The following is a 26,752-nucleotide window of genomic DNA, read 5'->3' as shown; positions in this document are numbered from 1 at the left end:
GCCGGGAAGGCTCTTTTTTCATGAATCAAACGCTTCCGCGGCCAGCTTTTGGATCACCGCGTCATCCATCGGCGGGTTATGGAGACCGGCGCGCACATCACGGTAATAGCGCTGAAGCGGGTTGGTTCTTTCAAGGCTTTTGGCGCCGACAATTCTCATCGCTTTATCGACAACAGACAGCGCAGCATTTGTGACGATATGTTTCGCCGCACCGAGCTCGCTTCTCAAGTGAGGGCGGCGCTCCGGATCGTCATACAATTGAGCGGTATGGAAAAGAAAATGTCTGGCATTGAGCAGTTCAAGCTCCATTTCGCCTGTTCTTTGCTGTACAGCCGGAACATTCTTGATCGGTCCCTTCAAACTGTTTGGAGAATACTCAGATGCAAATTGCACCGCATAGTCTCGCGCTGCTTGAGCAATGCCAAGATAAATCGCCGGAATGTGAAGCAGCCAGCCATTCGGCTTAGCTCCCCGAGGCCCTTGAAGCAATTCCACCAGTTTCTCCTCATCAAGCGTTACCGCATTCAGTACAAGGTCATGACTTCCAGTCGCCCGCATCGCCATCATATCCCACGTTTCTTCAATCGACAAACCGGGATCATCTTTATGAATGAGAAACACGCCTGTTGTTTGTTTCTCCTCAATCCATGCCGTCACTAGAAAATAATCCAGTGCTTGTGACATCGTCGTAAAGGTTTTTCTTCCGTTCACTGCCCATTTGCCATCTTTTTTGACGGCGTTTGTACCGGGACGCCCTCCTCTTGTCGGGCTTCCGGTTTGCGCTTCTGTCGCTGCCCTGTTAATGACAGCTCCGTTTTGAACTTCTTTTGCAATATACGCAAACACGTCTTTATCCCAGCTGTTGCCTTCTCCGAGCTCTCCGATTACGCTCAAATGCCAGCCGATGCTCAGTGCTGCAGGAGCATCTCCCCGCGCCAGCCGTTCTTGAAACAGGAGCATATCGTATACAGAAATGCCCCCCCCTCCATGGGATGCCGGCAATGTTAATGCCGTATACCCAGCATCACGCAGTTTTTGTATTTTTTCTACAGGAAAACGTCCCTGTTCGTCATCTTCAGCTGCTGTTTGCTGAAATTCATCCGCAATTCGTCCGATTTTCTCCATCCATTGCCGCTGTTGATCGTTTTGTATAAATAATGACATCCGGCAGACCCCCAAGTTTTAATTCCGATAAATTTAATATGTATTATAGATTTCCTGCCATTATTCCGCAACTGTTAACCTTTTGTCCGGTATAGAAAAACACGCCGTTCCCCTAAGGAAACAGCGCGATTACACAGGATTTGCATCCCGGTCTTGTTTCATGCCGAGATAAATCAGCATATATGTCAGGTAACCCATTGTCATCACCAGGCCGCCAAAGAAAAAGCTCGAGAAAATCGGCTCTTCAAAAGCAGTCACTGCTGCAAGCACAATCCAGCTGGCATACAGGTAGATGATAAAATAACGAATGCCCGTCTTCATTTTATATATCATGTACAGCCCCACGAGAGAAAACAACCCAAGCGCGAGTCTGAAATAAACAAGATGTTCAAACTGAAACATGAATGACACAAATGAGAATCCAAGCAGCAATACAATCGGTAAAGCGGTAATAAAGTTCCTCAATCGAGACACCTCCGTCAGTACCTTTAGTATAAACCAAAATATCAAATGATATTGATTTACGTGAGCTTTTTCACAAAAATGTCATTCCTTGCCTTTACACTCGGACATCCCGTTTACAGAAGCACCACCAGCCAACGGCGATGAAGAATATCGCATGGATGATGATAATCCCTACTGAAAATAATGGTGTCATGCCGGAAAACAACGCTGTCGCTCCGCTTCTGTATTGCGTAAAGTCAGTATTGGCAAAAAGCAAAAAGCTGCCCCATTTGTTTTCAAAGAGCTTCATGAGCTGGACAAGTGTACTCGCTCCGTATAAAACGACAAAAGAAACGACAACTGCTACCGCGCTGTTGCGGAACAGTGAAGAACAAAGCAGCCCGAATAATCCCATCATTACGGCTTCAAGCCAGTTTGAGCCGATCAGCGCCAAGGTGTTGATCAGCAATGTCTTTGATTCCGCGCTCACGGATGTGCCGAAAAAGACGAGACCGAATAATAATGCCAAAATGTAGTATGCCAGATACAAATAAAAGCTGACCATCACGACTGTGATTAATTTTGACCAAAAAACCTTTTGGCGTTTAACAGGACGGATGAGCAAAAATTTGATCGTCTTTTTATCAAATTCCATCGAAACAATCGTCGCTGCAATCACGATTGTTAAAGCTTGCAGCAGGATGTTCAGGCTCGGTGTATACGATAAATAGCCGATGAAGTTTTCATCCGTTCCGGCACTGATAACAATCCGTTTAATGATCAAGGCCATGAAAAATTGAAAGACCGCCATCAGGATAAGAGATACCAACGTGACCTTTCGATTAAAAAGTTTCATATGTTCATTCCAAATTAATTTAGACAAGCTCTTCTCCCTCCTCTTGATGAGCAGTTGTCGCTTTTATGAATTCATCTTCAAGTGATTGCGTATAAGGCGTAATGGAAAAGACATTCAGGTCTTGTCCTACAAGTGAACGGTTCAGCTCTGGAATGTTTTCTTTTGCTACCTCAACAACAATCGCCCCGTCTTGCCGCTCTGCTTGATATTGATTGCCTGCCAGCCAATTGAGCGCTTTTTCTTCCGGCTGCACTTCAATGATCGCTTTTTCTGTCTTTTGATCTGTTCCATGTAAGCTGACTTCCGCTTTGATCTCACCTTTTTGAATGATGATGACACGGTCACACAGATCTTCAACCTCACGCAACAAGTGAGTGGCGAACAGGACTGCTGTTCCTTCCTTTTCTGCGAGCTCCTTAATATGATCGCGAAAATCCTTCATGCCGGCGGGATCAAGACCATTTGTCGGTTCATCTAAAATAAGAAGCTTTGGCCGGTGAAGAATCGCCTGTGCAATACCAAGACGCTGGCGCATGCCGAGGGAATAGGTTTTCACCTTATCATGAATCGCCGATGTCAGCCCTACACGTTCCACTACTTCATCAAGCCGTTCATCCGCTATTTTTTTGTGCATATTCGCAAAGTGCTTAAGGTTTTCCCATCCTGTCAGGTACGGATAGAACTCAGGATTTTCGACGATCGCTCCAACCGCTTCCATCGCTTTTTCAAACTCTGTATCATGTTGAAAACCACTGATTGTTACACTTCCGTTGTTTTGTTTTAACAGCCCGACGATGATACGGATGAGTGTCGTTTTTCCGGAACCATTCGGACCGAGCAGGCCGATGATTTCACCCTCCATGACGTCCATGCTGATCTGTTTTAAAATTTGTTTAGACCCAATCTTTTTATCGAGGCCTTCAATATGTAAAATCGGCTCAGCCATAAAGCCTTCCTCCTTTTTCGACAAAAAATAAACAGTGCCCAAAAATTAGGCACTGTTAGTATTATAGCATTTGTTGCTTCCAAATGTTTGGTTAAACCGATAGAGTCGGCGCTTGCTCAGGCTGTTTGTTCTTTTCTGTTTCTGTAATAATGACGGCGCAGGCCGCGTCTCCTGTTGTATTCACCACTGTCCGAAGCATATCAAGCAGACGGTCAATTCCAAGAATTAATCCGATTCCCTCGACAGGCAGGCCGACAGATTGAAGCACCATGGCGAGCATAATCAAACCGACTCCAGGAACACCCGCGGTTCCGACACTTGCTAACACTGCCGTCAGTATCACCATCAGCAGCTGAGTGAATGTCAGATCATGCCCGAATACCTGCGCAATGAAGACGGTGGCTACCCCTTGCATGATAGCTGTTCCGTCCATATTAATTGTAGCGCCGAGCGGCTGGACGAAGCTGCTGATCGGCTCAGGCACTTTTAATTTCCTCTGTGCCACATCCATGGATATCGGCAGGGTTGCATTGCTGCTGGAAGTACTGAATGCAACGACCATAACCTCTGAGAAATTTTTAAAGAACGTAATCGGATTTCTTCTGGCTATAAGCGCAACCGTAGATCCGTAGGTAACGACCGCATGTATCAGTAATGCAAGGGTTACCACAATCATGTACAAGCCCATCGCTTTCATTGCACTGAACCCTTGGCTTCCGATAGCTGTCGCAATCAGACCGAATGTACCATACGGAGCGAACTTCATTACAAGATTCACCAGGTACATCATTAATTCATTTCCTTGTTCAACAACTTTGAGAAGCATATCCGCTTTTTTTCCAAGCATTGTAATCCCAAGCCCTACAAAAATGGCAAAAGCGATAATTTGCAGCATATTTCCTTCCGTCATCGCTTGAACAGGGTTGGTCGGAATAATGTTTAACAGGGTGTCCGCAATACTTGGCGCTTTTTCAGCAGTGAATTCGGCAGACGATGTATCATACGTTCCAAACTCTCCCGGTTTGATGACTAGAGCTAAAATGATGGCAATGGTAATCGCCACTGCTGTCGTAACAAGAAAATAAGAAATCGCCTTTACACCGATTCTGCCAAGCTTCTTAGGATCGCCCAGCCCGGCTACTCCCAGTGTTAGTGAGAAAAAGACAATCGGAACGACAAGCATTTTAATGAGGTTTAAAAAGATGGTGCCAAGCGGCCCAAATACAAACTTATTTAAATTTTCAAATAATTCAGGTGATGTTACGTTAAGAATAATTCCCGTTATCGCACCTAGCACCAATGCAATGATTATCTTTGTAGCCAGTTTCATCCGCATTCCTCCCTTTTTTGAAAAAAAGCCCGCGAGAGACTCCCGTGGGCTTTGGCTGTATCTTCAAACCACAGGACTCTCTCTTCACGCTGATGAGGTTAGCTGACGGGTTCGGACGAAGAGATGTCCGTTTTTCAGATGAAAAATTAACCCCAAAAGATTGGGTCCCCCACTCCTTATGAAAGGATTAAGCGTGTGGCTTACTATTGTATGATTTAGTTTATTTATACAGAAAAGATCCAATTTTGTAAACTATTTTTTGTTACTTTTTTCTTGGAATCTTTTGGGTCCTTCTTCCTTGTTGGTGACATCAAGAATATCTAGGAGAAACACAAAGATCGGAATCCCGATAATTAAACCCCAAATGCCGAAAAAGTGCTCAGAGAAAATGAGTACTGTGAAGGTGAAAAAGATCGGCAGCTCCGTTTTCGCAGACATCAGCTTCGGATTTAAGAAATACGTTTCGATCGCATGTATGGCGAATATGACAAGCACAATGTAGAGCACATACATTCCGCCGCCAGTACTGTAAGCGATAATACTCAGCGGGATCAGAGAAATGACGACGCCTGCTACAGGGATCAATCCAAGGAAGAACACCATAATTGAAAGCCCAAACAGCTGCGGGAAATGCATAATCCAAAGTGCGATAAACGTCAGAATACAGTTGACAAGCGCAATGATGAATTGAGCCTCAAGCACCTTGCCGAACGTTCTTGCAAATTTGCTTCCGAAAAAAGAAATTTCCTCATAAAAGACCCTCAGTTTGCTTGTTTTAAATTTCGCCATGAACTCAGTAAGCCGCTTTTTCTCAAATAAGAAAAACATACTGAGAATGAGCGCCATTACGATCTGCAAGCCGAAAGTGCTGATATCGGCCAGATACGTATACACCACATTGAAGCCCTCTTTGACATATGAACTGATGTTAATATCTCCGAAAACACTCGTGATCTCATCAAAGAAAGGGATGGTGTCCGGGTGATATGCAATATGTTTAATCTGCTTAACCAGCTGCTGAATCTGCGCAGCGACGACAGGATAAAACACAAAACCTCCAACTGTAAGCAGCACAGCCAGCAACATGTAAAGAAACGTAATGACAACCCGCTGGCTCACGCGGAAGAACCGGCTTAAAAACTGCCGTACGACAAGCTCCAAACGATCCATAAGAAATGTGAAAATGAAGGTAAGCAATATTAAGTTGATCATGCTCTTAAATAGATATAACACACCAGTTAACACGACAAAGATGGAAAAACGCCTTACTCCCGGGTGCTGAAAAAATTTAACTAAAGCGGCCATTTATACACTCCTGTTAGGACAAACGTCCTTCATTCAATATAGTATCCATTTGTAAATTATATAACAAAAAAATGCTGAGGTCTCTGTCCCCACCTTAATTATTCTTAAACAATTAAAAAAACGGCCTCATGGATGGGCCGTTCTTTTCTTCAGACTGCTGTTTTCATTTTTTTCATGCCTTCAACAGCCTCTATGCTTTTTGCTTCATCGAATTCATTTTCGCTTTTTGCAACAATGATCGTGGCGATTCCGTTTCCGATCAGATTCACAATCGCTCTTCCTTCACTCATGAAACGATCGACCCCAAGCAGGAGTGCAAGGCCCTCCAGCGGAATGACCTGAAGCGCGGACAGTGTTGAGGCAAGGACGATAAATCCGCTTCCCGTCACACCTGCCGCTCCCTTCGATGTCAGCATCAGAACGAGGATAATTGTAATTTGCTGGCCGATGCTGAGGTCTACTCCAAACACCTGTGCCAGAAAAACCGTCGCCATTGATAAATAAATAGATGTGCCGTCAAGGTTAAACGAATAGCCCGTCGGAATGACAAGCCCGACAACCGATTTCGAACAGCCGTAGCGCTCCATTTTATCCATCATTCGCGGAAGCACCGATTCTGATGAGCTTGTGCCAAGCACGATCAGAAGCTCATCTTTAATGAAGCGGAGGTAATTCCACAGGCTGAATCCGTAAAGCTTGCAGATGAGATTTAAAGCAACAAACACAAACAGGAACATCGTAATATAAACAGACATCATTAAGCTTGCCAGAGGCTTGATGGAATCGAGACCGAAGTGCCCGATCGTATACGCCATCGCCCCGAATGCCCCGATTGGCGCGGCACGCATGATGTAGCCGATGATTTTGAAAAAGACGTGAGAAATCTTGTCGAAGAAATCAATGACGCTTTTCCCTTTTTCACCTAATGCCGCAAGACCGACTCCGAAAAGAATAGAAAAGAATAAGACCTGCAAAATGTCCCCTTTTGCGAAGGCATCAACCATGTTGGACGGAACAATATGTGTGATAAATTCAATCCAGTCGATTCCCTGACCGCCATTTTGCGTGTATTGTGATACATCTCCCTTTTCAAGCTTGCTGTAATCAAGACCCGCGCCCGGTTTCATGATATTGACGACAAATAAACCGATAATGAGTGCGAGGGTAGTGACAACCTCGAAATAAATAAACGCTTTTCCCCCTACTTTTCCAACCTTCTTCATATCGCCCATTTTTGCAATCCCGAGAACGATTGTGAAGAAAATGATTGGAGCGATCACCATTTTAACAGCGTTGATAAATGTATCGCCAAGCGGTTTCATTTCTTTGCCGACATCCGGCCAGACCAGTCCGACAATGACCCCAATGATGACCGCAGTTATGACCTGAACTGTTAAATTTTTAAACAGTTTCATATCCTGCATCCCCCTGTCCTATTCTCCTTTGTGTCTTTCTTACTAGAATGATAGCGTTTTCATACAGACTGGGGAAGTTTATGATCATAACGGACATTTTGGTCTTTTTGGTCTCAAGTTTATCCTTTCAACACGTAGCGGTTGACGGGCCTGCCGACTCCGCCGTATTGAACGTCCAATTTAATGGTTCCGGTTTTTTCTAGATAATCAAGGTATCGTCTGGCTGTCACTCTGGCGATGCCGAGCGCCTTGGCGACCTCTTCCGCAGAAAGAGATGCGGTTTGCTGCTTCAAAAAAGCAGTGACTTCATTCATCGTGAAATGATTCAGCCCTTTCGGCAGATCCTGTACGACCTGCTGCGGAATATTCAGGATCGCATCGAGCTGTTCTTGGGACAGCGTATCACTCGCTTCTAGTTTTTGTTTATATTGCTTGTACTTTTCAAGCGCCTGTCTCATTCGCTCAAGCTTAAACGGTTTTAAGATATAGTCGGCCGCTCCATTTTGCAGCATAAGAGAGATCGTTTCTTTGTCTTTTGCAGCGGAGACGACGATGACATCCACTTCAAGTTTTTGCTTTCTGATCTCCTGCAAGGTTTTGATTCCGTCTTTTTTCGGCATGTACACATCGAGAATGACGAGGTCGGGCTGTTTTTCTTTAATCAGCTTAATGCCCTCTTCCCCGTTTCCCGCCGTTGCACAGACAGTAAAGCCTTTGACAGTTGTGATGAAATCCTTGTTTACCTCTTGAACCATCGGATCGTCTTCAATGAGCAGAACCTTCCATTCCTTACGAGCCATGCTGTGCTTCCTCCCCCTTCATTGGAAAAACGATAGAAAAAGATGTCCCCTGTCCCGCGTGTGAATCAACTTCTATCGTACCCGATCCTTTGTCTGTGATTTGTTTCACTAAATACAGGCCATAGCCTGTGCCGCCTGTTTTATTGACCGTAAATCCTTTGTCGTAAAGGTGCGGCATATGTGCCGGTTCAATCCCGCAGCCGTTATCTTCTATTAAAATGGCAAGGATATCATCCGTTTGTTCGATGCTGATGTCAATTCGTTTATCATCAGATTGAACCGTCTCAAATGAACCGAAGGCATTTTCAATCAGGTTGCCGAGAAGCACGACAATATCATGCTGGTCAACATGCTCGGGAAATTGCTGAAGACTGCTGTTTTCATCTATATGAACAGCAATGCCGAGCTCCCTTCCTCTTCTGATTTTACTTAATAGAAGGCCCGCCGCGGCGTCATTTTGAATCGAGCGGTGCAGAAATTCAGTCACATTTTCCTGCTCAGTTGATGCCTGAAATGCAAGCTGCAAGGCTTTTTCAGATTTCCCCAGCTGGATGAGGCCGGCGATTGTATGCAGCTTATTCATATGCTCATGGTTTTGAACGCGGAGCGCCTCCACAAAGTTTTTGACACCCGTCAATTCCTCTGCCATCTTAGCGGCTTCCGTTCTGTCCTGAAAAATAGCGACGGCGCCGATGACTTTTTTCTTCATGACAATCGGAATTCTGCTGCTCATGATGACCTTTCCGCTGACGCGAATTTCTTCATTATAAACCGCTTTGTTCCGCTCCACGATTTCGGGCAGTCGCGAATCCTTGAGAACGTCCCAAATCACCTTCCCTACCAGATCCCCCTGCACCTCAAAGATCTGTTTCGCTTTTTCATTGAAAATTGTAATGATGAGCCGGTTGTCAATGGCAATTACGCCTTCATTCATTGAGTGAAACGTCGCTGTCCGTTCTTCATACATTCGGACAATCTCATGTGGCTCAAGCTGAAACATTTGTTTTTTGATATGACGGGCCAGCAGAAATGATCCTGCAAGGCCGAAGCCGAGTGTAAGCACAACGATGAATGTGATATCACGCTTTAAATGAAGCAGGATGTCTGCGATCCCCGGCAGTGTTTTCCCGACAAGCACCACGCCAATCTGGTTCAGATCATGATCCTTCACCGGATAAAAAGCCCGGACCGCCGTGCCGATCTCGCCCTTTGCTTCTGAGAAATAAATGTGCTCCGCAAACGCCGCCTCTTCGTCTGCACCCTCAGATTTCTTGCCGATGCTTGTACTGACAGGATGCGTGTAGCGGATGTGATTCATATCCATGACGACAATATAGTCTGCTTCATTAATCATCCTGATTTCTTCAACCGCATGGCGAACAGCTTCTGTTTGTTTTTTTCGCGCCAAGGCCTCTTTCACTTCTGTCATCTCCGACACCGTCCGGGCCGTATTCATCAAACGCTTTTTCAGCTCCCGCTCCTCTGTATGCTGGATATTGCCAATGAGCACAATGCCGCCGATCAAAAAGGAGAAAATGACGAGTATATAGGATAGGATCGTGATTTTCCAACGGATTGAGAGCTTCTTTTTGTTCATCAGCTTCTCCTTTCAGGTCTTTACGAATGGCATTGCCCCCATTATCCTTAACTAAGGGGAGGGCTTTTCATGAAGAGTTTGCTTGCATGTCTCGCACTGATGATCGCCGGAATTGCAACCGCTTTATTTATCGGATTCCATGATCATACCGGCAGTGAAGAGATTGTTTATGATGACGACCAGGAAGGCTTACAGGATCAAATCGTGTTTACATTCAGCCATGTGGTTGCCGAAAATACGCCGAAAGGGCTGGCCGCCAATAAATTCGCCGAGCTGGTAAACGAGAAATCAGGCGGAAAAATAAAAATTGAAGTGTTCCCGAATGGAAGCCTGTATTCGGACATTGAAGAAATTGAAGCATTGCAAAATGGCGATGTTCAATTTATCGCCCCCTCCACATCGAAGCTCGGCATGCTCTCGTCTGAATGGGGCGTGCTGGATCTGCCGTATGCATTTACAAATTATGATGCTGTCAAAAAAGGGCTGAACGGCAGCATCGGTACACAGCTGTTTGATTCTCTAAAGAAAAATCAATTAAAAGGCCTCGCCTATTGGACAAACGGCTTTAAGCAAATCACGACAAATCAAGGGCCGGTCAGAGACCCGGATGATTTAAAAGGACAAGATCTCCGCATTATGCAAAGCGATGTGATAGAGGACCAGTTTAAGCTGCTTGGCGCAACACCTCATCAGGAATCCTTCAATTCTACCTTTCAGCTGTTAGAAAACAATATAGTCGATGGTGAAGAAAATACAATCTCAAACATCTATTCTAAAAAATTTTATAATGTTCAGGACTATTTGACAATAAGCAGCCACGGTTATCTCGGCTATGCTGTCATGACTGAGGAGCATTTCTGGAACGCACAAACATCGGAAACAAGGCGTATTTTGACTGAAGCGATGAAGGAAACGACGGAGTGGAACGAAACGTATGCCGAAGAAATGAACAAAGAGCAGCTGGAAGAAATCAAAAAAAATTCATCTATTAAAATCTACGAGCTGTCGGATAAAGAGAAAAAAGAATGGATGAAGCGCCTTGATCCTGTTTACCGGCAGTACGAGCCCATCTTCGGCCGGAAGCTGATACGGGAGCTTTTAGAGCTGCGAGAGGATTCGTAATCCCCATCTCGATACGCTGTTTTCCGTTTATCTTTCAATTGATCGGAAATATAAAAAGAGATAAACGAAAAAAGGAGATGGGAACATGTTTAAGCATACGAAAATGCTGCAGCACCCTGCTAAACCAGATCGTCCAGATCCATTATTCGCTAAAAAAATGCAAGAAATTTTAGGCGGGCAATTCGGAGAAATTTCTGTTGCCATGCAATACTTATTTCAAGGCTGGAATACAAGAGGAAATGAAAAATACAAGGATTTGCTGATGGATACGGCAACTGAGGAACTCGGGCATGTTGAAATGATCGCTACGATGATCGCTAGACTTCTTGAGGATGCCCCGCTTGATCAGCAGGAAAAAGCCGCTGAAGATCCGGTCATCGGCTCCATCCTGGGCGGCATGAACCCTCACCATGCAATTGTATCAGGACTTGGAGCCATGCCGGAAAGCAGTACAGGCGTACCTTGGAGCGGCGGCTATATCGTAGCAAGCGGAAACCTGCTGGCTGACTTCCGCGCCAATCTGAATGCGGAATCACAAGGCCGTCTGCAGGTTGCACGCCTGTTTGAAATGACGGATGACAAAGGCGTTAAAGATATGCTCAGCTTCCTGCTGGCGCGTGACACGATGCACCAAAATCAATGGATCGCCGCCATTAAAGAATTAGAAGCGCAAGAAGGCCCGATTGTGCCGGGGACATTCCCGAAAGCACTCGAAAAACAAGAGTTCTCGCATCAGCTTATCAATTTCTCTGAAGGCGAAGAAAGCTCCGAGCAAACCTGGCTGAACGAAAAAGCACCGGACGGAGAAGCCTTTGAATATGTGAAAGAAGCTAAAGCTTTTGGAGAAAAACCGGAGTTAAAACCAGCACCGCCTTTTGTTCATGATACGCTTCCGGGACGCGAGTAAAGACACAAGCCCAAAACATAATGTTTTGGGCTTTCATTATGCCTTCAGAACCGTCCAGTCTGGTTCGTACCGGATGTCAGAGTTATGTAACAGATTGTGAATGAGCTGTTCACCCTCTTCGTACAGCTTCACTTCTATTGAAAGAATCACAGCTTGCCGTTCGTTTTCCTCGTATATGCTGTCATGTTCGTTCTCCATAAAATGATCATAGGCAGCTCTGTTCTCCCAAACGCTGATGATCTCTGCGGTGAACAGCCCATCTGCTGTTTCCCGCCAGCCGCCAGCCTGTTTGATGAAGCCATTTACATGTGATAGTGCTCCACACTGTGATTGCGCTTTTGCAAATGCTTCAGCATTTGTAGCATCTACTTCACATACAATCCTTTTGATCAGCATGGCACTTCCTCTATGATGACTGTTTTCGCTTGTGTATGCTCGACACAGAGATTCACCGTTCTGACGTAAGAGCGTCGGTGAACGGTTCCTTTTGGGATCAGCAGGCTGTCATTTGCTTTGAGTACCGCGGTTTCTTTGTCCTTAAAATCGATCAGCAGCTCACCTTCAAGAACAATGAATAATTCATCTGAGTCAGGGTGATGATGCCAGTCATATTCTCCTGTAAACACAGCGAGGCGCATACAGTGGTCGTGACCTCTGAGATTGAAAAATTGGCGTGTTTTTCTTTGACTTCATTGGCAATGGCGAGCAAATTTTACATCCCGGACATTAGCGAAAACCCCTTTTTCACTTATTATATCGCAATATCGGCATAATCGAGAAAATTCCCAAAATAAAAAGCGATCCAGCTGATATGCCGGATCGCTTTTTATCTACAGGTTGTCTGCCTTTGTGCTTTTGATTAGTCGTTGTTGCGGGCGTTTCCGCCTTTTGAGCCAATTTCTTGGTAGAATTCTTTATCATGATTTTTGCTTGTTGCCTCTCCGCCTTTACGGCCGATTTCTTGATAGAATTCTTTGTCATGATTTTCGCTAGTGGCTTCTCCGCCTTTTTCGCCGATTTCTTGATAGAACTCTTTGTCATGGTTCTTGCTAGTGGCTTCTCCGCCTTTTTCACCGATTTCTTGATAGAATTCCTTGTCATGGTTCTTGCTAGTGGCTTCTCCGCCTTTTTGACCAATCTCTTGATAGAATTCTTTATCATGGTTTTTGCTTGTTGTTTCTCCGCCTTTTCTACCTGCTTCTTCTCTGCTCATTTTGTTATCGTCTGCCATTTTGAATTCCTCCTTTAATTGGTGTTGGTTGTTGTATTCCCGCTACCAATTCTTTTAAACAAACAAAACACATTGGGTGTGTTTTCACTAAAAAAGCAGGCGGAACCGATGTCCGTCTGCTTTTTGCTATTCCATCTCTTGTTCTGTTTCTTTCAGCCGCTCAAGAATACGCCGCTTTTTATACAGCATCATACCCGTTTCGGTAATGTCGTTTAATGTTGAGCGATTGGCTGCCGCGCCAAAGACCATTCCCGCGACCGGCACCAGTTGAAAAAGCTTTTTCCAGCCAAACGTGTCGCGATATCCTAAAACGACTTCACGCCAGCCTTGGATTTGAGAAGCGACATTCTTATATGTACGATCTTGATCATAGTCTTTTAATTCTTGCAAAATCGTTTTTTTGCCGACAACATCCGCCGATGTCAGCTGCAAACATTTTACGATGAAGACACGCTCTTTTTTCTCCTTTGGGTCATAGCCGTAAGCAACCGCGATATCCTGTAACGTTTTTAACGACAGACCAAGCACGGCCGGAATGTCTGCCGCCAGCGTAAACACACCGCCAACACCCGTTGTCGCGCCTTGTACGGTTGCCGTGTTGATTCTGTTTTTGCCCATTCCTTCCGCAATTTCATCCATGACAGGCAGAGGCGCTTTTCGGACGTCCTCCAGTGATTCGAAGGTATCTTCCGGCAGTTTCTTTTGAAACATCTTGATAATCTGTTTTTCCGATGTCAGATACTGTCCTCCTGTTTGAACAAAGCTGCCGACCTCATCCAAAAGCTTTCCGATCTTTTTCTGAATGAATTCCGGCGTCAGCTTGTCCAGCAGTTGAAACGGGAGACGGCTGAGCTTTTCCCAAAACCAGACTTTTTGCTGATCTTTTTCCCATTTTTCTATTTCTTTTAATTGATGATGTAAGTCTTCTTTTCGTTCTGCTGTCACCCAACTCGCACTTCCCTTCCGTTTTTTCTACTATATAGTATACCTTCATTTTCTCGGAAACGTTTTTATTTTTCACCTGCGGGTACCATTTTTATAAAAGGAAAAGGAGTGATGGACATGCCTTGGTCGATGAAGGATTATCCCGCCTCATTAAAAAATCTTGAGAAGCCGGTAAAGAAAAAAGCAATTGAAATTGCAAATGCGATGATTGATGAGGGATATGAGGACGGACGCGCGATTCCGATTGCGACAAGCAAAGCAAAGGAATGGGCGGAAAATGCCTCTAAAGAAGAAATTGATGATTTCCTCCAGCATGATGATGAGACAGAACGCGATGAAGATTCAAGCAGCGGCAACGGCCCTGAGCTTATGGATAAAGCTGAGCATGTCATCAAGCATAAAAACGGCTGGGCGGTCAAAGCCGAGGATGCCAAACGTGTCTCTGAGATCAAAGATACAAAGAAAGATGCGATTGAACGGGCAAAGGAAATTGCAGCACATAAAGGCACTGAGGTGATTGTTCATTTGGCTGACGGCAGCGTGCAGAGAAAAATGAAAACAGAATCATAAAGCGATATGCTTTTCGATGTTTCGGGTGTGGCATAAGCGGTTATTGATTGATAAATCATTTATGAGAGGTGAGTATGATGATTAGCTTTTTGGTTTCATTAGTTGTTGCGATCGTAATCGGATTAATCGGAAGTGCCATTGTAGGAAACCGGATGCCGGGAGGAATTTTCGGTTCTATGATTGCCGGGCTGATCGGCGCTTGGATCGGACACGGACTCCTTGGCACTTGGGGACCTAGCCTCGCTGGCTTTGCTATTTTCCCAGCCATCATCGGGGCCGCTATCTTCGTGTTCTTGCTGAGCCTCGTATTCCGCGGGCTGCGTAAGGAAGCCTAGACCATTTCATACAGGAGGCATCGTTTCGAACTGAAACGATGTCTTTTTATATGGGACCTTATCCGAATTCCTACATATCATGTTACATAACAGGGAAAAATTCAGGAATGAACTTTGAACATTTTCGGTTGACAAGAAACTGGGATGATCATATGATGTAGATAAAATAATTTGCCTTAAGGAAACTCTTTGTTGTTCGGCAAAAACAATCAGAATTCAGGTGAGACATGATGAACAAGGACATCACAGCACAATCTCCCCGTTCCAAAGCAATCCAAGATGCGCTTGACGGGAAAATCAGAGGATTCAGAGGGCTGCTCCCCTTTCTGGGTCCTGCATTTATAGCAGCCATCGCCTATATTGATCCCGGCAACTTCGCAACGAATATATCGGCGGGTTCTAAATACGGATATATGTTGCTATGGGTGATTTTATTTTCTAATATCATGGCGCTTTTAATCCAATCACTATCCGCCAAACTCGGTATAGCAACAGGCAAAAATCTGCCTGAGGTTGCCCGCGAAGAATTTCCAAAGCCCGTCTCCATCGGATTATGGATTCAGGGCGAGCTGGTCATTATCGCAACTGATCTGGCGGAATTTATCGGAGCGGCTCTGGGACTGTATTTGCTGTTTGGCATCCCGATGCTTGAAGCGTCTATTATAGCGGCGATCGGTTCTTTCGCGATATTGGAGCTTCAGCGCCGCGGTTATCGCTCACTTGAAGCCGGCATTGCCGGTATGCTATTTGTAGTGGTGATCGCCTTTGCGCTGCAGACCTTTTTCGCAAAGCCTGATGCCGCGTCAGTGATGAAGGGCCTTTTTGTCCCGGCGTTTCAAGGCACTGACAGTGTGCTTCTTGCAGCGGGTATTCTCGGCGCAACGGTTATGCCGCACGCCATTTATTTACACTCTGCCCTTACACAGCGGCGGGTGGTCGGCAAAACTGATACTGAACGGAAAAAAATCTTCAGATTTGAATTTATTGATATTTTAATAGCGATGCTGATTGCAGGGGCTATTAATGCAAGTATGCTGATTGTGGCTGCTGCATTATTCTTCAAAAACGGCCTGTTTGTCGAGGATCTCGATGTCGCATATCAACAATTCGGACATCTTGTCAGCCCTGTGTCAGCGGCTTTATTCGGAATCGGGCTGCTCGTTGCCGGTCTATCCAGTTCGTCTGTCGGCACACTTTCAGGCGACGTGATCATGCAGGGATTTATCAACTACCGCATCCCGCTGTATGTACGGCGGTTTATCACGATCATTCCGCCGATCTTGATCATCGCATCAGGCGTCAATCCGACGACCGCACTCGTACTGAGCCAGGTCGTGCTGTCCTTCGGCATCGCCTTTGCCTTAATCCCGCTTATTATGTTTACAAGCAATAAACGGATTATGGGGTCACTGATCAACGCCAAATGGGTCACAGTGGTTTCTTGGCTGATTGCTGTATTGATCGTTGCTTTGAATGTGTTTTTAATTGTTGATACGTTTCGTTAAAAAAACCGGCTGCTAAGCCGGTTTTTGATTTTTCGCAGAAGCTCATTGATACCCTTTTTGACAGAAATTTGTTATGATAGAAGAAAAAATCGGAGTTTTGATGATGTCAATATTTATTCTGTTTTATTTGTGGATCGTTCCTATTGTAATCGGAATTTTATGTTCTGCTGTTGCCTATAAATCCAAAGGAAAAATGAGAGTCGCGCCCGGCATTGCTATGATCGTGCTCAGTATCATTTCCTTGATCACCGCGTTTACGGCCGGACACACGAATTTCCACGTGTTTATCGGCGGAATGTTTTTATTCGGCACCTTCCTGGTTGGTTCTGCTTTTCCTTTCTTTTTCGGGCTTAAGAAAAAAGAGAAATAAGCTTACAAAGACATGAACTCAGTAAGAGTTGATAAAAATAAACATATGAAACATACAAGGACAAATGCGCTGATCTTTTTGCTTTGAAAGAAGATGCATTTGTCCTTTTGTCCGTTTGAGCATGGCGAACATCACGACACGCTGCATAGATCATTCCTGCAATACAATAATCAAAAATACATTTGTTTCCAACACATAAAAAGCAGGAGTCTCAAAAGACCCCTGCTTTTTTAAAATAATCGTTTTAAACTTTTCTTCAGTGACGGCATTTCGATTTTTTGGTTTTCGAAGAAGTTTTTCAGCATGTATTTGCTGAAGCCTTTTGCCTGTCCGTAGGTGATTTTGCCAGGCAGCGGCGGTTCGTTTCCGATCATGACGTCCACAACGACCGGCTGGTCAGCATGTAACGCCTCATGGAAAGCGGGTGCAAGCTCTTCAACTTTGGTCACCTTGATGCCCTTTGCTCCGCAGCTTTCTGCAAATGCTGCATAGTCGACATTTTGCAGCTTCGTGACATAGTCGATATTGCCTTTGACCTGCTGCTCGTACTCGATCATGCCGAGATTTTCGTTGTTTAAAATGACGACAGTGATTGGGAGCTTGTATTTGACGGCGGTCGGGAGATCCTGCATGACCATGGAAAAGCCCCCGTCACCGCAGACAGCGATCGCCTGGCGCTCCGGTTCGGCCAAGCTTGACGCGATCGCTCCCGGCAGGCCGCAGCCCATTGTCGCAAGCCAGCTGGAAACGATGAAATCCTGGTTTTCGTTCATTTTGAAATGACGCGCCATCCAGACTGTTACAGTGCCGACATCTACAGAAAGCACCGCATTATCAGCTGCCGCTTCCTGAAGACGTGCCACGACCTGCTGGGGTCTGAGCGGTGTTTCCGCCTCAGTCTCATCTTTTTCAATTTCGTTCCACCAATGCTGCATATGTTCAGTGCAGGCTTCCAGAAACCTTCTGTCTTCCTTCCGTTCAATAAACTCCGTCAACTCGCGCAGGCCAAGAGCCGAATCACAGACAAGTCCCGCTGTCACCGGATAGCGTTTTCCGATTTTCGCCGGATCTGAATCGAGCTGGATCGCCGGCGTGTCATCAGGCAAATAATCGCGGTACGGGAATGAAGTCCCGAGCATGATTAATAAATCACATTCCTCCATTGCCTCGTAGGCTGGCTTTGTGCCGATCTGCCCAAGGTTGCCGAGAAAATGCGGATGCTTATCGGGGACCACGCCTTTTGCCGGGAGCGTGACAACGATCGGGGCTGCAGCTTTGTCCGCAAACTCCAGGAGCTCCCGTTTCGCCTTTTTCATTCCCTGCCCCGCCAAGATTATCGGCTTCTTAGCGTTATTGATATATTGCGCGCAAGTGACAAGCTGTTCTTTTTTCGGTTCAAGGTTCCCTTCAATATACACTGGTGAGGTGTGCACAGGCTCACGTTTGATTTTCTCCGCAAACAAATCATCAGACACGCTTAATACCGCAACGCCTTTTTTACTGTAGGCGGTGCGGATCGCCTGATTCAAGAGATCCGGCAGTGATTCCGCACTATGTACCTCTCTGTTGAACACAGCCACGTCTTCAAACATTTGCTCAAGCTTGATCTCCTGAAAATAATCCCGTCCGACTTCGCCTGATGAAACCTGTCCTGCAATTGCCAGCACAGGGGCGCCGTCCGCTTTTGCATCATATAAACCGTTTAATAAGTGTACTGCACCCGGGCCTGCGATTGACAGGCAGACGCCGATCTTGCCGGTGAGTTTTGCCTCAGCCGCGGCTGCCAGCGCCGCCACCTCTTCATGGCGGGTTTGAATGAATTTCAATTGATTTCTTTCGTGTCTTAAATCTTCAATAAACTCATTTATACTGTCTCCAGGGATGCCATAAACATGATCAACTCCCCATTGTTCAAGCAGTTCTGTCATTGCTTGTCCTGCAGTTTTATGTGCCATGCCGTATCCTCCTTTTTCCTTTTTTCAATACCACCGGAGAATAGCTTTAAAACCCGGAGACCTTTATCACTTGCCCAGTCTTCTTTTCAACAGGTCGATCGCCGCAACCATACCTCTGTCCTTGAGGGTGATGGTTGTATCTAGAGCGCCATTAACGAAATCTTTGATTTGCCTTTTTCGGTTCGGCACCATAAAAAGCGGCAAACGCTGCGGAGAAAACCACTTCAATCCCGCTGTCTCCATCCCGTTCGCTATCGCTTGTCCGCCTGTTATGTGTCCAGCAAATACATGCTGCTCATCTTGAAACTTTGGCCTTTGGTAGACACCTATTTTCGCAGAAAGCGCTGCGCTGTATCCCGTTTCTTCCAATACCTCCCGAACTGCCGCTTCCTCAGCCGTTTCCTCGGGATCGACCCTGCCGCCCGGCAGATCCCATAAAGGAACATCCTTTCGTTTAACCAGCAGAATCTGCTGATTTTCGTTCAACACGATCACAAATGCACCTTGTGTAAACATTGTATTTCTCCTTTTTTCGCAAAAAAAGACCAAGGTGTTTCCCTTGGTCCTAGAGCTTTACTTTTTAAAATGATACGGCAGCGTGGCAACCATTATGTCCTTTTTCCAGAACAGCCGGACTCTGAGGAGGAAGGCTGATTGGTTGTGAAGGATGGTGTGCCAGCGTTTTTTCGTAATAAATTGCGGAAACAGCACCATGACGGAAAACTGCTCCTTCTTCGCTTTTGCTTCTACAGTTTCCAAAAACTTATCAAACGGATGGACGAGGCTTCTGTACGAGGAGTGAAGCGTGACGAGACGCACTCCGTTATTGAGCTCTTCCCAGCGTTTTTCAACTTTCTTTTCCTGTTCTCTGTCAAATGACACGTGAACGGCGATAACCTGGTCGGACAGTGATTTTGCGTATTGAATCGATTTTTGCACGACGGTAGTAACACCGGCTACAGGCACAATCACAACCGTGCCTTTGATTTCTTCTGGCTCTTTGTCTACGATGCGAAGCTGTTCACCGACAGCTGTGTAGTGATTTTTAATCGCAAAAAACAGCAAAACGACGATAGGCATAAAGATTAACACAGGCCATACAACATTAAACTTCGTCACAAACAGGATCGACAGAACCATAAACGAAATCAAAGCGCCGCAGGAGTTGATCAGCATTTTTCCGATCCACCCTTTTGGTTTTTGCTTAATCCATTTGATGCACATACCGGTTTGCGAAAGCGTAAATGGAATAAATACGCCCACAGCATATAACGGGATTAAGTGCTCTGTCTGTCCTCCAAATAGCACGATGAGCACAATCGAAGCAACGCCTAAAAAGATAATCCCATTTGAGAAGCCTAAGCGGTCGCCTCTGACTGTAAACATACGCGGCATATACTGGTCTCTCGCCAGGTTGAAGGCAAGCTGCGGGAAGGCTGAAAATCCCGTATTTGCCGCAAGGACCAAAATAAGTGATGTGACACCTTGGATCACATAGTAGAACACATTCCGCCCGAAGGTTTCAGAAGCAATTTGTGAGACCACCGTTTCGTCGGGCTTCGGCGCTGTTCCATAGCCGTATGCGAGCACCGTGATGCCGGAAAACAGAATCGCCAGCAAAATGCCCATCATTGCAAGAGTTCTAGCCGCGTTCCGCGCAGGCGGGTTTTTGAAAGCAGGAATCGCGTTAGAAATGGCCTCAACCCCGGTCAAGGCCGAGCAGCCCGAAGAAAAAGCCTTGAGCAGCAAAAACAGCGTAATGCCGGCTACAGGAGTACCGAGCGGTGTATGATGGACTGGCTGGTCTATTTGTCCTGTCATGAGTTTAAACAACCCGACTGCTATCAAAACCAAAAGTGCCATCACAAACAGATAAACCGGATAGGCTAGAATCGATGCTGATTCCGAAAGTCCGCGCAGGTTCAAAATCATAATCGCTAAAACAAGTAAAACAGCAATCGGCACATGATAATCATGCAATACAGGAAAGGCCGACGTGATTGCGTCCGTTCCTGCGGAAATACTTACAGCTACCGTTAAAATATAATCGACAAGCAATGAACCGCCTGCGATCAATCCCGGCTTTTCGCCAAGGTTTTCTTTCGAAACCACATACGCCCCGCCGCCCTGCGGGTAAGCATAAATAATTTGCCTGTATGAAAGAATCAGTGCGAGCAGCAATATGAGGACGCCAATCGCAATCGGAATGGAGTACCAAAATGCAGCAGCACTGATTGTTGCCAAAATGATTAAAATTTGTTCTGTGCCATATGCGACAGATGAAAGCGCATCTGAGGAAAGCATCGCCAAGGCTTTTAATTTCGTCAGTTTTTGCTCTCCAGCGGCTTGAGATTTTAGTGGTTTCCCAATCAAAAAACGTTTGATTGAATGATACATCGATGTCTTCCCCTTTTAATTTCTCATTTTTCAATTAAAACAATAAAAACATCAGCATCTAGCTCTCACATTTTGTAATAGTCCTTTCTGCTACGATGTCTCTGTATCGATTTGCATTCTAAAAATGAACAGCAAAAAACACAGAGGCAAACGGATGCCCCTGTGCCATTACATCGAACACAGGTTTCATTCATCTCCTCTCACGAACGCTTACGAGGTTAGCTGACGGATTCGGGCATATGAGAGTTTGCCCTACCTAAAAAGGATTCACCCCAACGGCAAAAAAGCCGTTCTAATGGGTCCCCCGCTCTGATTTCAGATTAAGCGATTTGTTTTCTAAAAGAGATCATACTCCCGTTCCTGCACGTTGTAAAGAGGCTTATTGGCCGGGCGGAAAAAATAAAATGATAGGTTCCACAAATGGAATTTACATACCAAAAATAAAAAAACAGAGGCTAGATTGCCTCTGTTTTATTCTGTATCTGTCTATCTTTTTCTTCGTCTTACGGCAACCCAAATGAACACTGCCGCAATCACCATAATAAGTGCCAGCACACCAATATACAGCCATTTCTGGCTATTATCCTGTGATGGTTGTTCTGCGCTGGAACTGTTAGTTTCTGATTTGAGCTGCTGGTGGTTTGTAAACACCTGCTGGCTGGTGGTTTCGTTAACGACGGTTGCCGAGTCATCGGTACTATTCAGATAACTGATGATCTCTTTCGTGACAGCCGTGCCAGTTCCTTTTGATGGTGTAAAGACAGCCATTGTGTAGCGTGAATCCCAAAGAGATGCTTGAGTAAATGCCACTTGTTTTGTTGTCTCATTCAGCATCTCAAAACCTGATACATCAAACGAGCCGTTCTTCGCTTGCGGAACAAGCAGATCTGATGATTTCTCGTTCAGGAGAGGAAATTGATCGGTACCCCCTATGAAAATGAGGTTCCTTCCTTTGGCATCATTTGCTGTTACGTCAGATGATTTCTTGACCGTATATGAATGCTGCCCTTCGCTGCCAAAGGACTCCGTTACGAGAGAAAGCTCCTCAAACTTCAATTGGCTTACGGTGTCAGGAAGCACGATTAGCGTTGTTTGTTCCTGATTTCCGGCGTAAGGGAGCGGCCACTCTTGGAAATCCGCTGATGGAGACAGGTCTTTGATGGCATAAGACAATGTACTGCTTTTATCAATATAGACCCACTTTTCTTCATCTGTGGTGTTGCAAGGATTGTTTTCCTTTAGCCCAGTCGTAACGAACTGAATATCAATGTAGCGGTTTTTTTGCAGCAGCTTAGGGTCCACTTTTACCATGACATGATAGAATCCATTTTTATCTTCTTTTCCTAATTCATCAAGCCCGACCGAGTGCGGCTGGCCGTTGATCATGATCTTCAGTTCTGCCGCCTGAGAAACCGATTCGTTTTCCGCCGTTAAGGCTTGAATCGTTTCGGACTTCTTCAGCTTGAGCGACAGCTTTGCAGATTGGTTTTGGTCTAAAACCGCCGAAGCTGGATAAAAGTAATGTGCAGAAGAAGTTTTGTCAGATCCAATTGTGATATCACCTGCTCCAAAATTCTCGAGAGTCAGCTTATTGCTTTCTTTTTTTTCAGCCTGCTTAAGCTTGCTGATGGAGAGTGTATCACCACTGAGCTGGCCTGTATAAGTCTGATCCGTGATGACACTGATTTTTTCAGTGAGCACGTCAGCGGACGCCGCTTGCGCAAACAGAACCGGCAGCTGCTTGCCCTCTGCTTTCAGCACCCGCTCTGCAAGCAGCAGTTTTTCTCCTTTTGCCTGTAAGCCGGCCTGTTTCATCAGCTTTTTCACCTTGCCGTTCCAATGCTTGTCCACGCCGATGAAAATCGTCGGCTTGTCGATTTTCTTCAGTTCAGATTCCGTAACATACGACATGCTGACACTGCTGTCCACCGTTTTCAAATAGCCTTCTGTTTTCACTGCAGCTTCAATTTCTGCCGAACTTGGGTCATCCGGAATGACAATGGCGGTTTCTTCCGCTGTATTTCCCGATTGGGCGAAAGGATATGGATAATGGTCCAGCGACGTTCCCTTCGCTTCTCTGCTGTCCGCCAGCGTCAGGCGGCTGTCCGGATAAATTTTGATCCAGTTTCCGGATGTATCCTGTCTGACGCAGACGCCCTCTTTCATCACACCGTAAAATGTCAGCGATATATTGTGATAGCCTTGGGCAGACTGGCTTTTATTCAGGTTTAGCTTTACTGTTTTCCGTTTGGAATCACCATCAAGCTTTAACGTTTTGACCGGTTCATCGTCAATGACCACTGTTAACGATGATGGAGAAATTAAAAGATTTGATGCCTCGTATTCAATCACCAATTGCTGGTTGCCGGAAGAGGCGCCTGCCGGAATCTGATACGTCAGCTCCGCGCTGTCTTTTGACCCGTATAGTGTAATCAGGTCGCTTGTCAGCACCTGCTGTTTGGCTTGTTCTTGGCTGCTTTTTCCGAGGAGCGAACCGCTGACCTGCACCTCTTTGGCAAAAGCCGCTTGTCCAGTCATCGCCATGAGCATGAGACTTGTGAGAAAAATCATTATTTGTTTCAAAAAGGTCACCCGCTTTTATGTTGATTGTATCGTTCTGTTTTGTACCATTTGACCTCCTGCTTGAATAAACGGTGCTTGATTTCTACGAATAAAGAATAGATGACCAGCACAATCCATGCCTGCGAGTATGTAAAGTACATGAGAAATACGATAAAAAAGTTTTGCCTGTTCATTTCTGTTTTTTCAATGCTCAACGTAATCATGACCTCTGTCATAAATAAGAAGAAAGCCAAAATCCAGAGAATCATTGCCAAAAATCCAACCGACAAATGCAAATCATAAAACAGATTCAGGACAAATATCGTATTTGACATGATCACGCCAAAGAAAAACAGGAAATACGTAAAGAAAAAATAAAACAAATCAAAGATAATTCGTTTTCGTTTCAGCTTGAAAAACTGCGCCAAAAATTTCAGCACAACATATTGATTGCCGCGTGCCCATCTGGTGCGCTGGCGCCACCACACCTTCCACGTTTCCGGTTCCTGCTCCCAGGTGATGGCGGCAGGGAAAAAGCGAATGTGATAGCCGAGGTTATACACCCGGATCGTCAGCTCGGTATCCTCAGCGAGCGCTTTGTCATCCCAGCCTCCGAGCTTTTCAATAATGCTTCTGCGGATCGCGAAGTTGGTGCCTGGGATGGTGGCGATTTTGAACCACTTCCATCTGCCCCCCTGCGCCATCCATTGAAAACAGATCGTTTCGATATTAATAAACTTCGTCAGCAGCGTCTTTGCCGCATTGATGACGCGGAATTTCCCAACCACGGCGCCTGCCTTTTCGTCATTCATCAGGCCGAGCACGAGGTAATACACGGCCATTTTCTCAGGGGTGTTGTCGGCGTCATATACACAGATCACATCGCCGTTCGATTCGGCAAATCCAGAGTTCAGTGCAGAGGATTTGCCTTTTCCGGCGTTAGGCGGTTTTGTGATCACCATTTTGATAAAATCGTATTTCTCGGAAAATTCATTGACGATATCACCCGTCCGGTCTGAAGAATTATCGTTTACCACAATAATCTCCAGACGGTCCTTCGGATAATAAAGGTTGACCATCGCCTTCAGCGTCTGCCGAATCACAACCTCTTCGTTATGCGCAGGGATGAGAACACTGACCTTTGGCAGCTCCTTCATGTTTTCTCTCCACTTCGGGATGTTCCGTTCGAAGGTCATATAGTGGCGAAATCCGCCCTGCATGAGAAACATGTGGTAGAGAAGCATCACCCATATTAAACTTAGCGAGATAAAGAACAGCGTATTACCCAAGGCTTCTTCTCTCCTTAAAAATTCGTTTTTTCAATGTGGCTCTCAAGTAAAACGTATAACTGACAAACATGATGACAAATAAGAGCACGATTGCGGAGAGAATCCATAACGCCTTTTCCAGAGGGGTTTGCCGATGATGATCGAAAAACTCGTCAATGGCGTTTACACCGTTTTTCACCTGAATCGTTCCGTCACCGCTTGTGTGAATTTCCACTTTGTCTGTTTTGACGGTTTGTTTCGTTTTCTTTAAATCAAGCCATTCACTGTCCGGAATGCGTTCCATTTGATCAACCAGCTCCGGCAGATATTTCATCCCAAGATACGGGTGATAAAATCCTCCGGCTACTCCGCCTTCAAAATCAATCATCTGGGAGATGTGCTCCTCCATATCGCCGAGCGGGTTTTGCTTTGATGTATCGACAAATCCGATCGTTTCCGGATACAGCGTCATGCCGTGCAGCATCGAAGGAGCACTCACAAACGGGGGTGCACCAGATGTTTTCCACGTTGTGCTGCTGAGCTGAACCTGGCCGAATATGCTTGTAAAATACCGCGAGGCGATTTGATAGCCATATTCGGACATCGTATAATGCGGCGCTTCAAATGCGAGCGGGTAGAGACCCGATGATGTTAAATCCTCAATGGCGCGCGTCAGTTTTTGCTTTGTATACGTTTCTTCCTTTTCCTGAAACGGTTTTAGATAGTTGTTATAGGCTTGTTCATTCGAAAAAGCCTGTTCTTTTTCCAATATGGATGGGGGGTCTTCGGCATTTCCAGATGTAATCGGCTGATCCGCCTTTGCATCCCAAAATTCAAAGCCCTCTCCTGTTTCACTGTAGCGATAGGCGTGTGTGTAGCCGTGAACAATAATGCTGCCGCCCATGCTTTGAAGCTTTTTCAGCACCTTGACCATCTTCGGTTTATCAGACAAATAAACCTTATCGCCTGTTTCCGGATTCAAGTAAACGGGAATCACTGCCAGGATAAAAGGAACATGCCTCTTATGCAGATATGTACCGGCTTGAAGCAGCAATTTTTCATCAGACATCGGGCTGATATCTTCGAGACGCAAATACAATAACGTTGTCCCCGCCTTCTCACCGAAATCTTCTCTGAGCTGTTTCGCCACGATCAAATTGTCATTTAACAAATTCGTTAATCCAATGTACACATTGTCTTTTTTTGTTTTCCATATAAAAGCATGCGTTTTGCCGTCACTGGCTTTGAAGGTATAAAGCGCCTTTCCTTTCAGGCCTGATACGCTCAGCACGTTAAGCCCGCTCTCCAGAGACACATCGGCCTTTTCCGACCTGCTGTGGATCTGGTACACATTTTCTTTACGGGCTAATGAAAGCCCGGAAAATTGGCTGATTTGGCCTGCGTTATAGCCGATCGCGACAACTGGTTTTTTTACGTTGCTGATAAGAGACACTAGTTTTTTACTGAGCTTTCTTTTTGTTTGGCCGTAATAAATCACATGGTCTTTGCCTTTGAAATCAGACTCTTTGACGTCTAAATCTTTTTTGACAGTCACATGGGATGTAAAGTGGCCCGCAAGCAAATCGAGCATTTTGACTTGAGACGACTCCTTGCCGTCCAAGGTTGAATAGATGATGAGAATGCCGACATCCTGCTCTTTCGCTTGTGCGGAAACGGGAAAAGTCGTAATAGCTGAAAGCAGAAGCATCGTGACGCAGAGCAGCGTGA

24 protein-coding genes, 1 pseudogene and 2 riboswitches are annotated in these 26,752 nt (G+C 45.5%); of the genes and pseudogenes, 6 read left to right on the top strand and 19 right to left on the bottom strand.

The window, feature by feature from the left end:
- Positions 1–18: 18 nt before the first annotated feature.
- From Q5C82_RS14785 to dctS, 9 genes are all read right to left on the bottom strand, one after another.
- Entirely contained in the window at positions 19–1,164 is a 1,146-nt protein-coding gene (locus Q5C82_RS14785) for an acyl-CoA dehydrogenase family protein (protein ID WP_003225152.1), read from the bottom strand.
- Between the two features lie 129 nt (positions 1,165–1,293).
- On the bottom strand, positions 1,294–1,629 hold the full coding sequence (locus Q5C82_RS14780) for a hypothetical protein (protein WP_003225151.1): 336 nt from the start codon (positions 1,627–1,629) through the stop codon (positions 1,294–1,296).
- A gap of 94 nt (positions 1,630–1,723) precedes the next feature.
- The gene (locus Q5C82_RS14775; RefSeq protein ID WP_003225147.1) at positions 1,724–2,491 is read right to left on the bottom strand and encodes an ABC transporter permease; all 768 of its coding nucleotides are present in this window, start codon (positions 2,489–2,491) and stop codon (positions 1,724–1,726) included.
- Positions 2,484–3,410: an ABC transporter ATP-binding protein gene (locus Q5C82_RS14770; protein ID WP_003225146.1), complete on the bottom strand. Its 927-nt coding sequence runs from the start codon at positions 3,408–3,410 to the stop codon at positions 2,484–2,486. Before Q5C82_RS14770 ends, Q5C82_RS14775 begins: the two co-directional genes overlap by 8 nt.
- A 91-nt stretch (positions 3,411–3,501) precedes the next feature.
- On the bottom strand, positions 3,502–4,740 hold the full coding sequence (locus tag Q5C82_RS14765; RefSeq protein ID WP_003225144.1) for a dicarboxylate/amino acid:cation symporter: 1,239 nt from the start codon (positions 4,738–4,740) through the stop codon (positions 3,502–3,504).
- A 73-nt stretch (positions 4,741–4,813) separates the two neighbouring features.
- A riboswitch (cyclic di-AMP (ydaO/yuaA leader) is annotated at positions 4,814–4,944 on the bottom strand.
- A gap of 48 nt (positions 4,945–4,992) precedes the next feature.
- Entirely contained in the window at positions 4,993–6,045 is a 1,053-nt protein-coding gene (locus tag Q5C82_RS14760) for an AI-2E family transporter (RefSeq protein ID WP_003225142.1), read from the bottom strand.
- A 149-nt stretch (positions 6,046–6,194) separates the two neighbouring features.
- Positions 6,195–7,460 carry a C4-dicarboxylate transporter DctP gene (gene dctP, locus Q5C82_RS14755; RefSeq protein WP_003225140.1) on the bottom strand — a complete coding sequence of 422 codons (1,266 nt, stop codon included), beginning with the start codon at positions 7,458–7,460 and terminating at the stop codon, positions 6,195–6,197.
- Positions 7,461–7,579: 119 nt separating this feature from the next.
- On the bottom strand, positions 7,580–8,260 hold the full coding sequence (gene dctR / locus Q5C82_RS14750; RefSeq protein WP_003225138.1) for a two-component system response regulator DctR: 681 nt from the start codon (positions 8,258–8,260) through the stop codon (positions 7,580–7,582).
- Positions 8,250–9,857, bottom strand: coding sequence for a two-component system sensor histidine kinase DctS (dctS, locus tag Q5C82_RS14745; protein WP_003225136.1), 1,608 nt, complete (start codon positions 9,855–9,857; stop codon positions 8,250–8,252). The genes dctR and dctS overlap by 11 nt, the downstream gene beginning before the upstream one ends.
- Positions 9,858–9,926: 69 nt before the next feature.
- On the opposite strand from dctS, the gene dctB reads away from it, so the two are divergent.
- Positions 9,927–10,979, top strand: a complete 1,053-nt coding sequence (gene dctB, locus Q5C82_RS14740; protein WP_003225134.1) for a C4-dicarboxylate TRAP transporter substrate-binding protein DctB — start codon at positions 9,927–9,929, stop codon at positions 10,977–10,979.
- Positions 10,980–11,064: 85 nt separating this feature from the next.
- Complete coding sequence (locus Q5C82_RS14735) at positions 11,065–11,886, top strand: manganese catalase family protein (protein ID WP_003225132.1); 822 nt, start codon at positions 11,065–11,067, stop codon at positions 11,884–11,886.
- Positions 11,887–11,922: 36 nt separating this feature from the next.
- Here the strand turns inward: Q5C82_RS14735 and Q5C82_RS14730 are convergent, their stop codons facing one another.
- From Q5C82_RS14730 to Q5C82_RS14715, 4 genes and pseudogenes are all read right to left on the bottom strand, one after another.
- Complete coding sequence (locus Q5C82_RS14730; RefSeq protein ID WP_003225129.1) at positions 11,923–12,282, bottom strand: YdbC family protein; 360 nt, start codon at positions 12,280–12,282, stop codon at positions 11,923–11,925.
- Positions 12,276–12,595: pseudogene (locus Q5C82_RS14725) on the bottom strand (cupin domain-containing protein). Before Q5C82_RS14725 ends, Q5C82_RS14730 begins: the two are co-directional and overlap by 7 nt.
- 150 nt (positions 12,596–12,745) lie before the next feature.
- Positions 12,746–13,117 carry a glucose starvation-inducible protein GsiB gene (gsiB, locus tag Q5C82_RS14720; RefSeq protein WP_003225126.1) on the bottom strand — a complete coding sequence of 124 codons (372 nt, stop codon included), beginning with the start codon at positions 13,115–13,117 and terminating at the stop codon, positions 12,746–12,748.
- Between the two features lie 126 nt (positions 13,118–13,243).
- Positions 13,244–14,062, bottom strand: coding sequence for an EcsC family protein (locus tag Q5C82_RS14715; RefSeq protein WP_003225125.1), 819 nt, complete (start codon positions 14,060–14,062; stop codon positions 13,244–13,246).
- Between the two features lie 117 nt (positions 14,063–14,179).
- Between Q5C82_RS14715 and Q5C82_RS14710 the strand changes: the two genes are divergently transcribed.
- The 4 genes from Q5C82_RS14710 (at position 14,180) to Q5C82_RS14695 (ending at position 16,842) form a co-directional block, all read left to right on the top strand.
- Positions 14,180–14,632, top strand: a complete 453-nt coding sequence (locus Q5C82_RS14710; protein ID WP_003225123.1) for a DUF2188 domain-containing protein — start codon at positions 14,180–14,182, stop codon at positions 14,630–14,632.
- A gap of 77 nt (positions 14,633–14,709) precedes the next feature.
- Positions 14,710–14,967 carry a GlsB/YeaQ/YmgE family stress response membrane protein gene (locus Q5C82_RS14705; protein ID WP_003225121.1) on the top strand — a complete coding sequence of 86 codons (258 nt, stop codon included), beginning with the start codon at positions 14,710–14,712 and terminating at the stop codon, positions 14,965–14,967.
- 227 nt (positions 14,968–15,194) lie between these two features.
- Positions 15,195–16,472, top strand: a complete 1,278-nt coding sequence (locus tag Q5C82_RS14700) for an Nramp family divalent metal transporter (RefSeq protein WP_032727243.1) — start codon at positions 15,195–15,197, stop codon at positions 16,470–16,472.
- Positions 16,473–16,575: 103 nt separating this feature from the next.
- Positions 16,576–16,842: a hypothetical protein gene (locus Q5C82_RS14695; RefSeq protein ID WP_032727244.1), complete on the top strand. Its 267-nt coding sequence runs from the start codon at positions 16,576–16,578 to the stop codon at positions 16,840–16,842.
- A gap of 230 nt (positions 16,843–17,072) precedes the next feature.
- Here Q5C82_RS14695 and Q5C82_RS14690 read toward each other — a convergent pair whose 3' ends face one another.
- The 6 genes from Q5C82_RS14690 to Q5C82_RS14665 form a co-directional block, all read right to left on the bottom strand.
- Positions 17,073–18,797 carry a pyruvate oxidase gene (locus Q5C82_RS14690; protein ID WP_003225115.1) on the bottom strand — a complete coding sequence of 575 codons (1,725 nt, stop codon included), beginning with the start codon at positions 18,795–18,797 and terminating at the stop codon, positions 17,073–17,075.
- A gap of 66 nt (positions 18,798–18,863) precedes the next feature.
- On the bottom strand, positions 18,864–19,313 hold the full coding sequence (locus Q5C82_RS14685) for an NUDIX hydrolase (RefSeq protein ID WP_003225113.1): 450 nt from the start codon (positions 19,311–19,313) through the stop codon (positions 18,864–18,866).
- A 57-nt stretch (positions 19,314–19,370) separates the two neighbouring features.
- Complete coding sequence (gene kimA, locus Q5C82_RS14680) at positions 19,371–21,194, bottom strand: potassium transporter KimA (protein ID WP_003225110.1); 1,824 nt, start codon at positions 21,192–21,194, stop codon at positions 19,371–19,373.
- 192 nt (positions 21,195–21,386) lie between these two features.
- Positions 21,387–21,531, bottom strand: a riboswitch (cyclic di-AMP (ydaO/yuaA leader).
- A 149-nt stretch (positions 21,532–21,680) separates the two neighbouring features.
- On the bottom strand, positions 21,681–23,777 hold the full coding sequence (locus Q5C82_RS14675; protein ID WP_003225108.1) for a cellulose biosynthesis cyclic di-GMP-binding regulatory protein BcsB: 2,097 nt from the start codon (positions 23,775–23,777) through the stop codon (positions 21,681–21,683).
- Positions 23,778–23,782: 5 nt separating this feature from the next.
- Positions 23,783–25,045 (bottom strand): glycosyltransferase, encoded by a 1,263-nt coding sequence (locus Q5C82_RS14670; protein WP_003225106.1) that lies wholly within the window; start codon positions 25,043–25,045, stop codon positions 23,783–23,785.
- Positions 25,038–26,747, bottom strand: a complete 1,710-nt coding sequence (locus tag Q5C82_RS14665) for a DUF2334 domain-containing protein (protein WP_079996514.1) — start codon at positions 26,745–26,747, stop codon at positions 25,038–25,040. The genes Q5C82_RS14670 and Q5C82_RS14665 overlap by 8 nt, the downstream gene beginning before the upstream one ends.
- Positions 26,748–26,752: the final 5 nt, after the last annotated feature.

The organism is uncultured Bacillus sp. (genome assembly GCF_958411575.1).
GTDB lineage: Bacteria > Bacillota > Bacilli > Bacillales > Bacillaceae > Bacillus > Bacillus spizizenii.
Note: the sequence above shows the minus strand (reverse complement) of the source record. Positions and strands in the feature narration are given on the sequence as shown.

What these genes read in the sequence shown, in the direction of transcription:
- Q5C82_RS14785 (WP_003225152.1), bottom strand. Translation starts at nt 1,164, where the DNA reads ATGTCATTATTTATACAAAACGATCAACAGCGGCAATGGATGGAGAAA.
- Q5C82_RS14770 (WP_003225146.1), bottom strand. Translation starts at nt 3,410, where the DNA reads ATGGCTGAGCCGATTTTACATATTGAAGGCCTCGATAAAAAGATTGGG.
- Q5C82_RS14765 (WP_003225144.1), bottom strand. Translation starts at nt 4,740, where the DNA reads ATGAAACTGGCTACAAAGATAATCATTGCATTGGTGCTAGGTGCGATA.
- Q5C82_RS14760 (WP_003225142.1), bottom strand. Translation starts at nt 6,045, where the DNA reads ATGGCCGCTTTAGTTAAATTTTTTCAGCACCCGGGAGTAAGGCGTTTT.
- dctP (WP_003225140.1), bottom strand. Translation starts at nt 7,460, where the DNA reads ATGAAACTGTTTAAAAATTTAACAGTTCAGGTCATAACTGCGGTCATC.
- dctR (WP_003225138.1), bottom strand. Translation starts at nt 8,260, where the DNA reads ATGGCTCGTAAGGAATGGAAGGTTCTGCTCATTGAAGACGATCCGATG.
- dctS (WP_003225136.1), bottom strand. Translation starts at nt 9,857, where the DNA reads ATGAACAAAAAGAAGCTCTCAATCCGTTGGAAAATCACGATCCTATCC.
- dctB (WP_003225134.1), top strand. Translation starts at nt 9,927, where the DNA reads ATGAAGAGTTTGCTTGCATGTCTCGCACTGATGATCGCCGGAATTGCA.
- Q5C82_RS14735 (WP_003225132.1), top strand. Translation starts at nt 11,065, where the DNA reads ATGTTTAAGCATACGAAAATGCTGCAGCACCCTGCTAAACCAGATCGT.
- Q5C82_RS14730 (WP_003225129.1), bottom strand. Translation starts at nt 12,282, where the DNA reads ATGCTGATCAAAAGGATTGTATGTGAAGTAGATGCTACAAATGCTGAA.
- gsiB (WP_003225126.1), bottom strand. Translation starts at nt 13,117, where the DNA reads ATGGCAGACGATAACAAAATGAGCAGAGAAGAAGCAGGTAGAAAAGGC.
- Q5C82_RS14710 (WP_003225123.1), top strand. Translation starts at nt 14,180, where the DNA reads ATGCCTTGGTCGATGAAGGATTATCCCGCCTCATTAAAAAATCTTGAG.
- Q5C82_RS14705 (WP_003225121.1), top strand. Translation starts at nt 14,710, where the DNA reads ATGATTAGCTTTTTGGTTTCATTAGTTGTTGCGATCGTAATCGGATTA.
- Q5C82_RS14700 (WP_032727243.1), top strand. Translation starts at nt 15,195, where the DNA reads ATGATGAACAAGGACATCACAGCACAATCTCCCCGTTCCAAAGCAATC.
- Q5C82_RS14695 (WP_032727244.1), top strand. Translation starts at nt 16,576, where the DNA reads ATGTCAATATTTATTCTGTTTTATTTGTGGATCGTTCCTATTGTAATC.
- Q5C82_RS14690 (WP_003225115.1), bottom strand. Translation starts at nt 18,797, where the DNA reads ATGGCACATAAAACTGCAGGACAAGCAATGACAGAACTGCTTGAACAA.
- Q5C82_RS14685 (WP_003225113.1), bottom strand. Translation starts at nt 19,313, where the DNA reads ATGTTTACACAAGGTGCATTTGTGATCGTGTTGAACGAAAATCAGCAG.
- kimA (WP_003225110.1), bottom strand. Translation starts at nt 21,194, where the DNA reads ATGTATCATTCAATCAAACGTTTTTTGATTGGGAAACCACTAAAATCT.